This window comes from Kiloniellales bacterium, from assembly GCA_030066685.1.
In the GTDB taxonomy this organism is placed as follows: domain Bacteria; phylum Pseudomonadota; class Alphaproteobacteria; order Kiloniellales; family JAKSBE01; genus JAKSBE01.
In genome coordinates this window covers 154,864-165,424 of record JASJBF010000052.1, presented here as the reverse complement: position 1 = coordinate 165,424, position 10,561 = coordinate 154,864, and the positions used below count along the sequence as shown (strand labels likewise).

The following is a 10,561-nucleotide window of genomic DNA, read 5'->3' as shown; positions in this document are numbered from 1 at the left end:
CCTTGCCCGATGCGATGGCATCGCGCCGCGGGCCGCGCCTGCCCGGCGGGCCGCCGCGCGCCATCAAATGGGTCATTATCAACGCTCCTTGGTATAAGCGGTGGCAACGCTCGCGCATGTCGTTCGACATGTCCCCTTTCAGCTTCACACCTCTCGGCAACACAGCGGTCATCCAACAAATTCGGGAGCTGCTTCCGCTCGACCGAAATCAAACGTTCGCTGGCTACGAGACGCTAGCTCCTGGCTATACCTTGCCATCCTGAACCTGCCCGCCGAAGGTCCGGTTCACCTCCGGCTTCGGACATCAGAGCGCTAGGGCATTATCCGATCAGATGGAATCGCTTCGCGATCCATCTGGCCGGATATAATGCCCTAACTTCAGAGCGATAGCGCACTACTCCCGGCCAGACGCGAACGCGTCTGATCGGGAAGTGCGCTAGATGGCCGCTTTGCCCCTGATTCCTGACGTGTGTGACGGCAGCGGGTGACGGAGAATTTCGCCCAACGCGGATATCTCGCGAGTGCTCACGCCGGGTAGAATTCGCTGATCTCCGGCAGTCTTGACGAGCGCCCTCAGTTCTTGCCCCAATCGCTCGGTGTCATGGAGCTTTCGGGAGACTCTCGGGTGTACACGGGTAGATGTATGTGTGGAGCTGTTCAATATGAAATCCATGGGCCAATTCGCGATGTCATTGCCTGCCACTGCGAACAGTGTCGGCGCGCAAGTGGTCACTACGTTGCGGCCACGGCTGCCCATCCCAAGCATCTCTCGATCACGAGAGACGACGGATTGACGTGGTACGAGGGCACCAAACAGATCCGCCGAGGGTTTTGCCGAATATGTGGATCGACACTGTTTTTTGACCATGGCGATGACTACCCGACCGGTGTCGCGGCAGGCTCCCTCGATAGCGGCGAGGCGGTGAAGATCGCGGTACACATATGGACCGAGGAGGCAGGCAATTACTACGACATCCCAGCCGACGCTCCGAAATTCACGAGCACCGAGTGGAAGGACCGCACCGGGTGGGATCCACTCCGCTGGACCGACGGTAAGGACCACCTACGAGGAGCGAAGAAGTTCAGCGAGTATTAGCCCACCAAGAGTTTAGTCAGCGCATCGTAGGTCGTCTCCCGGCTATTCGCGGTCTTGGCAGAGCCGCTGCCGTGACGGCGCATTAGAGCCCGAAAGCGGACTCGGTCTCGCCCAGGGCCGAAAGGCGGCGGAAGCGAACTTCAAGCTGCCGATAGGCGATTGCGACAAGTCCGACTTTGCCTTTCGCTCGGAGGCCGTGCCTGGCTTGCCATTGATCGGCAACCACACAGCAACGCGGTGCGCTCAGCCAGGGCATTATCCGATCAGATGGAATCGCTTTGCGATCCATCTGGCCGGATGTAATGCCCTCGTTTCAACGTGTTAGCGCACTACTCCCGGCCAGACGCGAATGCGTCTGATCGGGAAGTGCGCTAGAGCGGCCCAAGCTTCGTGTCGGGCGTTCGGTTCTCCTCACCCGCTCCGGCCTTTGCGCAGCCGCGACGGAGCCGGAACCGGGGCGCCCGGCGTTCAGCCGGTGTTCGAGAAGGTCTGCTTGTCGGAGAGGCCGGTGATCTGCGCCGGGTCGTGGCCGTCGACGAAGGCCAGGAAGTCCTCGGCGTCGAGCGGCGGGCTAAAGAGATAGCCCTGGGCCTCGTTGCAGCCCTGGTCGACCAGGAACTCGAACTGCTCCTTGGTCTCCACGCCCTCCGCGATGACCTTGATGTTCAGGCTGTGGCCGATCTGGATCACCGCCGAGTTGATCGCCGCGTCGTCCCAGTCCGTGGTGATGTCGCGGACGAAGGACTGGTCGATCTTGAGGCGGTCGACGGGGAACTGCTTCAGCCGGTTGAGCGAGGAATAGCCGGTCCCGAAGTCGTCGATCGCCAGCTTGATGCCCAGCGCCTTGAGCTCGTTTAGGGTGCGCTTCGCCTCGCTGCCCTCGCTCATGGCGACGCCCTCGGTGATCTCCAGCTCCAGCCACCGCGGCTCGAGCCCGGCCTTGATCAGGACCGCCTGGATGCGCTCGGCCAGGTTGTTCTGCTTGAAGTGCAGGGGCGAGATGTTGACCGAGATGCAGGTCCGCACCCTGCCGCTTTGCTGCCAGGCCTTGTTCTGCCGGCAGACCTTGGCCAGGACCCACTCGCTGATCGGGATGATCAGGCGGGTCGACTCGGCGATCGGGATGAACTCGGCGGGCGAGATCTCGCCGCGCTCCGGGTGGCGCCAGCGGAGCAGGGCCTCGGCACCGACCAGCTCGCCGGTCGTGCAGTCGAACTGGGGCTGGTAGACGATCCGCAGCTCCTCGCGCTCCAGGGCGCGGCGCAGGTCCGATTCCAGCAGGCGCCGCGCCTGGACCTCCTCCTGCATCTGGTTGTCGTAGAGCTGGTAGGTGCCGCGGCCTTCCTCCTTGGCACGATAGAGCGCCATGTCGGCGTTGCGCAGGAGCTGGTCCGACTGGCCCCGGTCGTGCGGGTAGATCGTGATCCCGACGCTGGTGCCGGTGTGGACCTCCTGGCCGTCGAGGTCGAAGCTGCGGGCCAGGGACTCGACGATCCGCTCGGCGATCGAGGTGATTGCGACCGGCTCCTGAGTATTGGTGACGATCACCGCGAACTCGTCGCCGCCGAGGCGGGCCACGGTGTCGGTGCTCCGCAGGCAGTCCCGGATCCGCTCCGAGACCTGGCGCAGCAGCTCGTCGCCGGCCGGATGGCCCAGGGTATCGTTGACCTTCTTGAAATGATCGAGGTCCAGGAGCATGACGCCGACCAGGCGGCCGTTGCGCTCCGATTGCTCGATGGCGTCGCTCAGCCGGTTGTGGAACTGGGTCCGGTTCGGCAGGCCGGTGAGCGCGTCCTCCATGGCCAGCCGCTCGATGGTGGCCTCGCTCTCCTTGCGCTCGGAGATGTCGGTCAGGATGCTGACGATGCGCCCGCTCTTGGTCCGGCGCTTGCTGACCCGGACCCAGCGGCCGTCGCAGAGCTGCTGCTCGAATGCGCTGACCGAGCTGCGGTGCCGCTCCAGGCGATCCTGGACGCTCTCTTCGAGATCGACGTCCTGCTTGAGGGGCCAGATGCCGCGCTCCAGGCCCGCCCGGGCGAAGGCTTCGAAGGTCACCCCCGGCTGCAGGACGTCGCAGAGGCCGGGATAGATGTTCCGGTAGCGGGCGTTGTACATGACCAGGCGGTCGTCGCGGTCCCAGAGCGCGAAGCCCTCGGAGATGCTCTCCACGGCGTCGGCCAGCTGGGTCCTGGCCTCGTGCAGCTCCTCGGCCATATCGATCGCATTGCCGGCCTCTTCCTCCAGGCGCCGCTGCAGGTCGTCGAGCTCGAGCACGCGGACCTCGAGCTCGGCCTTGGACTCCGCCAGCTCCCGGAGCAGCGCCGCGGTCGATTCGAGGCGGCGGCAGGCGAACCAGAGGGCCGAGCCGAGCAGTCCGAGGGTGAAGATCAGGATCTCGTCAATGACGATCTCGGTCAGGTCGTGCTCCGGACCGTGCCAGAGGCCGAAGACGTCGAGGACCAGCAGGGCGCCGGCAATGGCCGCGCCGATCAGGACGGACAGGCCGAGCTCCCTTCGCTTGCTGCGGTCCAAAGAGTGCTTGCTGCCTGGCATCGGCGTCGATCGGTCAATCCGTGGGAGACCGGAAGCCCTTCGACGCAACCCCGGCAGGGGTTTCGGCGCCAGCCGTCGTTTTCCGGTCGCTTTGCGCCATATTACTGAAAAATGTGAAGGAACTCGTAAGTACGGCGCGCCGAAACGCGATCTGCCGCCGCCCGGCCCGCGGGTTCAAGGCGTGCACCCCTCGGCCGAAGTCGCGCTTGGCGATCCGGCCGAGGGGCGAAGAGCCTGCTTGGCGCGGCGGCCGCTTGCCGGCCGCGCCGGGTCACTTGCCGGTGTTGATCTTGTCGCCTAGGCCTTCGGCCGCGTCGATGGCGGCGTCCTTGCCGTCGTCGGCCAGCTCTTCGGCCTTGACGATGGCGCGGGTCGCCGTCTCCTTGACCTTCTCGACCACGACCTCGGCCTTCTCGGCGGCCTTTTCGCCGAGCTCCTTGGCCTTCTCGGTGATCTCCTCGACGTCGCCCGTGTTCAGGCCGGCTTTCTCGATCAGGTCGTCGGCGACCCGGCCGGCCTTCTCCAGAGGACCAGTCTCGCCGTCTTCCGGTTCCACGACGGTCGCCTTCTGGGCGTTGATCGCGGCCGGCTTCGCGGCCTGGGTCGCGAGCTCGCCCTCGCCCGACATATTGAGGACTGTGACTCCGGCTGCCACCGTGCCGACGAGCACCAGGCAGCCGACAAAAAGGTTCCGGGACATGGTTTCCTACCTCTCCACTCACGCTGTGATCGTTTGGACTCTCCCGTGCGCGTCAGGATAGGACTTGCGAGTTAACGCCTTGTTAAAAAACAAAGTTAACGGGACGAGGGAGTGTCTGGGACGGGCGTGTCCGGGGCGTTGAAAGCGGCCAGGGTGTCTTCGAAGAGCTTCGGGGAGAGGTCCTTGACGATGAAGACCAGCTGGGAGCGGCGATCCCGGTCGGGCCAGGCCTCCAGCTCGACCGGCGGGTGGAAGACGTGCTGGACCCCGTGGATCACCACCGGACGGTCCTGGCCGGCGACGTTCAGCAGGCCCTTGATGCGCAGGATGTCGCGGCCGTAGAGGCTGACCATCATGTCGATCCAGGAGCAGAAGCGGTCCCAGTCGAGGGGTCGGTCGTGGGTCAGGCAGAAAGCCCGGATGCTCGCGTCGTGGCGGTTCACGTCGTGGTGCGGCCCGGCGTGGTCGTGATGCTCGTGCTCGTGACCGCCGCCGTAGGCCTCGGCCTTGAGCCAGCGCCGGACGTCGGCGCTCTTGCTCCGCGGGTCGTAGAGCCCGGCGTTGAAGAGCGCGTCCGGCTCGACCGCGCCCTGGACGATGCGCTGCCGGCTGGCGGCCGGGTTCAGGGCTACCAGGCTGGCCTCCAGGTCGTCCAGGGCCTCGGCCTCGGCGAGATCGGTCTTGGTGATCAGCAGGCGGTCGGCGACCGCCGCCTGGCGCCGGGATTCCTCGTGGCGCTCGAGGCTCGCCGCGCCGGCCAGGCCGTCGACCGTGGTGATCACGGAGTCCAGGCGGAAGCGCTCCACGACCAGGGGGTCCGACATCAGGGTGTGCAGGATCGGCGCCGGGTCGGCCAGGCCGGTGGTCTCGATCACCAGCCGCTCGAAGGCCGGCACCTCGCGCTGCACGCGGCGCTTGTAGAGGTCGCGGATGGTGTTCACGAGATCGCCGCGGATGGTGCAGCAGAGGCAGCCGCTGTCCATCAGCACCAGGTCTTCCTTGGCGCTCTCCATCAGGACGTGGTCGAGTCCGATCTCGCCGAACTCGTTGACGATGACAGCGGTCTCACCCATCGCCGGGTGCCGCAGCAGGTGGCGCAGCAAGGTGGTCTTGCCGCTGCCCAGGAAGCCGGTGATCACCGCGACCGACAGCGGCGCCTCCGGGATTGCGAGATCGTCGGAAGGGCGGTCGTCCTGGGTCATGCGGGGCGCCTCGCCGTGTCTAGAGACCCCGCGCCGGGCGCAGGTGGAAGAGGGTCAGCAGGGCGAGGGTGAGGAAGACCAGGGCGCCGGCCTGGTGCAGGGCGCCGAGCGAGACCGGGACCACCGCGAGCAGGGCCCAGATGCCCAGGCCGACCTGGACCAGGGCGAAGGCGGCGAGGATCATCAGCAGGCCGCGGACCTTGGGCGCCAGGTGCAGGTGCCGGCCCCAGAACCACAGGGCCAGGGCCAGCAACGCCGTGGTGACCGCAAGGACCCGGTGGTTGAACTGCACGGCGGCCAGGTTTTCGGTCAGGTTCAGGATCCAGGGCGAGAGCTCGCCATAGCTGTCCGGGACCAGGCGGCCGTCCATCAACGGGAAGGTGTTGTAGATCATGCCGGCGTTGAGCCCGGCGACGAAGCCGCCGGACAGCATGGTCAGCAGGACCAGGGCGATCAGGGTCAGGACCCCGCGCCTGAGGATGATCGCCCGGCGGTCGGGGCTGGGCTCGCGGCGCGGGTGGCGCAGGCCGAGGGCGACGCGGACCAGGTAGATGTAGATGATCACCGCCATGCCCAGGTGCATCACCAGGCGGTACTGGCTGACGTCGGTGCGCTCGGAGAAGCCGCTGGCGACCATGAACCAGCCCAGCCCGCCCTGAAGGCCGCCGAGGGCGAGCAGCGCCAGCAGGTGCGGCAGGAGGCCCTTGGCCAGCTTGCCGCGCAGCAGGAACCAGAGGAAGGGCAGGGCGAAGACCACCCCGATCAGCCGGCCCCAGAGCCGATGGACGTACTCCCACCAGAAGATCTCCTTGAACTCGGCGAGGGTCATTCCCGGGTTGACCTGCTGGAACTCGGGGATCTGCTGATAGAGGGCAAAGAGCCGCTGCCATTCCGCCGCGTCCAAGGGCGGCAGCGCCCCGGTGAAGGGCGCCCACTCCATGATCGAGAGCCCGGATTCGGTCAGCCGCGTGATCGCGCCGATCACCGCCATGGCGAAGACCATGGCGGCGCAGAGGAACAGCCAGCGCGCGACCCAGCGGTCGCTGTGCATCTGTTCCACGTCGATGGCGGGGATGGAATGAGCCGTCATGGCACCGGGACGCTTGCTGGCAGGGATCGGCGCGGCCCAACAGCCACGCGCCTTCGCTCAATACCTAGGCTCCGGCGCCCCCGAGTCCAAGACCTTCTTGGCCGCAGCGGCCGGTCGGGCCTCTAGTGGAGGCTGAAGCTGTGATCCTTGTGGGACAGCTCGCCCGGCGTCACCAGGGCGGTGCTGGCGACCTGGACCGAATGCAGCTTGCCGTCCAGGTTCTCCTCCCAGAAGTCGAGGAAACGGCGCAGCACCGGGAACTTCGGCGCCAGATCGTAGTCCTGCCAGATGAAGCTCTGCAGCAGGGCGGGATGGTCCGGCAGCCGATAGAGGATCTCCGCCGTCGTCAGCCGGTAGCCCGTGAGCTGCTTCCTGAGGTCGCAGCGGCCATCTTGCTGGTTCATCTCGCTCCTCCGGGCTTCGGCCGATGCCCCCCGCATCGGCACCCTACAAGGCTAGTTGCAAAGCCCAGGAGTCTTCAAGATAAATGTTAATTATCAATGACTTAGCAGCCAATGGCCGAGACTGCTGCCAGGGCCGCGAGATTAACCGTCGGGCGTGCCTTGACTCTCGAAGGGGGAGTGATTAAGTCTCTGGCACTCAAGGGCGGGGAGTGCTAGCAGAGCTTGAGCTATCGCCTCGCATCTTAAAGAAATCAAAAGCTTAGGTTTCGGAGGAACGAACATGGGTTTCCGACCGTTGCACGACCGCGTCATGGTCAGGCGCGTTGATCAGGAGGAGAAGACCTCCGGCGGCATCATCATCCCGGAGACGGCACAGGAGAAGCCGATGGAAGGCGAGATCGTCGCCGTCGGCTCCGGCACCCGGACCGAAGACGGCAAGATCCTGGCCCTGGACGTCAAGGCCGGCGACCGGGTGCTCTTCGGCAAGTGGTCCGGCACCGAGGTCAAGATCGATGGTCAGGATTACCTGATCATGAAGGAGTCCGACATCATGGGCATCATCGAGCCCAGCGGCTCCAAGTCGAAGAAGAAAGCTGCCTGAGGGCAGAACAGCGTAGGCATAAGGAGTCACAGACGAAATGGCTGCGAAAGAAGTCAAGTTCGCGCAAGACGCGCGCTCGCGGATGCTGCAGGGCGTCGATATCCTGGCGGACGCGGTCAAGGTCACGCTCGGCCCCAAGGGCCGCAACGTGGTGCTCGACAAGTCCTTCGGCGCGCCGCGCACCACAAAGGACGGCGTGACCGTCGCCAAGGAGATCGAGCTCTCCGACAAGTTCGAGAACATGGGCGCTCAGATGCTGCGCGAGGTCGCGTCCAAGACCAACGACATCGCCGGTGACGGCACCACCACCGCCACGGTCCTGGCCCAGGCCATCGTGCGCGAGGGCTCCAAGGCGGTGGCCGCGGGCATGAACCCGATGGACCTGCGCCGCGGCGTCGAGCTGGCGGTTACCAGCGTCGTGAGCGAGCTGGCGAGCCTGTCCAAGAAGGTCAAGACCAACGAGGAGATCTCCCAGGTCGGCACCATTTCCGCCAACGGCGAGGTCGAGATCGGCACCATGATCTCCGAGGCGATGCAGAAGGTCGGCAACGAGGGCGTGATCACGGTCGAGGAGGCCAAGAGCCTGGAGACCGAGCTCGACGTCGTCGAGGGCATGCAGTTCGACCGCGGCTACCTCTCGCCCTACTTCATCACCAACCCGGACAAGATGATCTGCGAGCTGGAAGATCCCTTCATCCTCCTGCACGAGAAGAAGCTCTCCGGCCTGCAGGCCATGCTGCCGGTCCTCGAGACCGTCGTGCAGTCCGGCAAGCCGCTGCTGATCATCGCCGAGGACGTCGAGGGCGAGGCCCTGGCGACTCTGGTGGTCAACAAGCTGCGCGGCGGCCTCAAGGTCGCGGCCGTCAAGGCGCCGGGCTTCGGCGACCGCCGCAAGGCGATGCTCGAGGACATGGCGATCCTGACCGGCGGCCAGGTGATCTCCGAGGACCTCGGCATCAAGCTCGAGAACGTCACCCTCGACATGCTGGGCACCGCCAAGCGGATCGTCATCACCAAGGAAGAGACCACGGTGATCGACGGCGCCGGCAAGAAGAAGGAGATCGAGGGCCGCTGCGCGCAGATCCGCCAGCAGGTCGAGGAGACCTCCTCCGACTACGACAAGGAGAAGCTGCAGGAGCGCCTCGCCAAGCTGGCCGGCGGTGTTGCGGTGATCCGTGTCGGCGGCGCCACCGAGGTCGAGGTGAAGGAGCGGAAGGACCGGGTCGAGGACGCCATGAACGCGACCCGCGCAGCCGTCGAAGAGGGCATCGTCCCGGGCGGCGGCGTGGCCCTGCTGCGCGCGCTCAAGGGCCTCGACAAGGTCAAGCCGGCCAATGACGACCAGCGGGTCGGCGTCGACATCGTGCGCCGCGCCCTGCAGGTCCCGGCCCGGCAGATCGCCGTCAACGCCGGCGCCGACGGCTCGATCGTCGTGGGCAAGATCATGGAGAAGAAGGAGGCTTCCTTCGGCTTCAACGCCCAGACCGGCGAGTACGTCGACCTGGTCAAGTCGGGCATCATCGACCCGACCAAGGTGGTGCGCACCGCGCTCCAGGATGCGGCCTCCGTCGCCGGCGTCCTGATCACCACCGAGGCCATGGTCGCCGAGAAGCCCGAGAAGAAAGAGCCCGCCATGCCCGCCGGTGCCGGCGGCATGGGCGGCATGGGCGACATGGGCTTCTAAGCCGAGTCGCTCACGACCACAGCCTTCGAGGGCCGCGCGACACCGCGCGGCCCTTTTTCTTGCCCGCGCCGGGCCCACATCAAGGGAGCCAGAGATCGACAGGCGGGCGTCGGGGTGCTAACCCCTTGGCGCTCAGCTATCTTCAGGAGCGGCGTCAGGCTTGGCGGCGCGCAGCAGGAAGGCCGAGACCAGCGATGTTCACCCAAGACCGGCCCTACAGCTTCCACATCGAGCTCACCGACAAGTGCAACGCCGCCTGTCCCATGTGCTCGCGGACCCGGGAGCTCGACCGCTGCAAGCCGAACCTCATGAAGGTGCAGAACATCGAGCTGACCCTGGCCGACTTCCAGACCCATTTCACCGACGACTTTTGCCGGCGGGTCGAGGAGGTCGACCTCTGCGGCGGCCTGGGCGATCCCCTGGCGGCGCCGGAATGCCTGGAGATCTGCGATCACCTGACCGCGCGGGGCGTGCGGGTCTCGATCTCGACCAACGCCAGCCTGCGCACGACGAAGTGGTGGACTTTGCTGGGCGAGTACTTCGGCCGGAGCGGCTCCCACGTCGAGTTCCACGTCGACGGCCTCGCCGACACCAACCCGCTCTATCGGATCAACACCAGCTTCGACAAGATCATGGCCAACGCGGCCGCCTACATCGCGACCGGCGCGCGGGCCGAATGGCACTACATCCTGTTCCGGCACAACGAGCACCAGGTGCCCGAGGCCCAGGCCCTGGCCCGGGAGATGGGCTTCAGGAAGTTCGTGCTGATCGACACCATCCGCTTCGGCGACCGCGCGCGCTTCGACTACCAGATGCCGAGCGGCGAGTACCGGAGCCTCGAGCCCGCGACCCGGGACGGCGCCCATTTCAAGGCCCGGTCCGCCGAACCCGCCGCAGCATCCGAGGCGCCGGCCCCAATGCCGGTAGACTCCGCCGCCCGCGAGGGCATCGTCTGCAAGTCGGCGGTGCAGAACCGGGCCTACATCAACTGCGAGGGCTACGTCTCGGCCTGCTGCTGGACCGCGGGCTCCAACGAGGAGCTGCAGACCCTCGACCTGGCCGGGATGCGGCGCAGCGCCTTCAACATCCGCCACCGGCCGCTGGCCGAGATCCTCGCCGACGAGCCCTTCGTCAGCCATCTCGCCCAGGTCTGGCTGGACGGCAGCAACCCAATCTGCCAGCGCAAGTGCGGCCAGATGATCCGCAACAAGCGCCACGCGATCTAGGCGGC

General features: G+C 66.1%; 9 protein-coding genes. 4 read left to right on the top strand and 5 right to left on the bottom strand.

Annotation, left to right across the window (positions count from 1 at the left end):
- Positions 1–263, top strand: a 263-nt coding sequence (locus QNJ30_25845; GenBank protein MDJ0946887.1) for a hypothetical protein, incomplete at its 5' end; no start/stop codon positions are given.
- Between the two features lie 1,301 nt (positions 264–1,564).
- On the opposite strand, the gene QNJ30_25840 is transcribed toward QNJ30_25845, so the two are convergent.
- The 5 genes from QNJ30_25840 to QNJ30_25820 form a co-directional block, all read right to left on the bottom strand.
- On the bottom strand, positions 1,565–3,649 hold the full coding sequence (locus tag QNJ30_25840) for an EAL domain-containing protein (GenBank protein MDJ0946886.1): 2,085 nt from the start codon (positions 3,647–3,649) through the stop codon (positions 1,565–1,567).
- A 271-nt stretch (positions 3,650–3,920) separates the two neighbouring features.
- Entirely contained in the window at positions 3,921–4,349 is a 429-nt protein-coding gene (locus tag QNJ30_25835) for a hypothetical protein (GenBank protein ID MDJ0946885.1), read from the bottom strand.
- A 95-nt stretch (positions 4,350–4,444) separates the two neighbouring features.
- Positions 4,445–5,551 (bottom strand): GTP-binding protein, encoded by a 1,107-nt coding sequence (locus QNJ30_25830; protein MDJ0946884.1) that lies wholly within the window; start codon positions 5,549–5,551, stop codon positions 4,445–4,447.
- Between the two features lie 19 nt (positions 5,552–5,570).
- Entirely contained in the window at positions 5,571–6,641 is a 1,071-nt protein-coding gene (locus tag QNJ30_25825) for a COX15/CtaA family protein (GenBank protein MDJ0946883.1), read from the bottom strand.
- 122 nt (positions 6,642–6,763) lie between these two features.
- Positions 6,764–7,045 (bottom strand): usg protein, encoded by a 282-nt coding sequence (locus QNJ30_25820; GenBank protein MDJ0946882.1) that lies wholly within the window; start codon positions 7,043–7,045, stop codon positions 6,764–6,766.
- Positions 7,046–7,325: 280 nt separating this feature from the next.
- On the opposite strand from QNJ30_25820, the gene groES reads away from it, so the two are divergent.
- From groES to QNJ30_25805, 3 genes are all read left to right on the top strand, one after another.
- On the top strand, positions 7,326–7,646 hold the full coding sequence (groES, locus tag QNJ30_25815) for a co-chaperone GroES (protein MDJ0946881.1): 321 nt from the start codon (positions 7,326–7,328) through the stop codon (positions 7,644–7,646).
- Between the two features lie 37 nt (positions 7,647–7,683).
- Positions 7,684–9,330: a chaperonin GroEL gene (gene groL / locus QNJ30_25810; GenBank protein ID MDJ0946880.1), complete on the top strand. Its 1,647-nt coding sequence runs from the start codon at positions 7,684–7,686 to the stop codon at positions 9,328–9,330.
- 194 nt (positions 9,331–9,524) lie between these two features.
- The gene (locus tag QNJ30_25805) at positions 9,525–10,556 is read left to right on the top strand and encodes an SPASM domain-containing protein (GenBank protein ID MDJ0946879.1); all 1,032 of its coding nucleotides are present in this window, start codon (positions 9,525–9,527) and stop codon (positions 10,554–10,556) included.
- Positions 10,557–10,561: the final 5 nt, after the last annotated feature.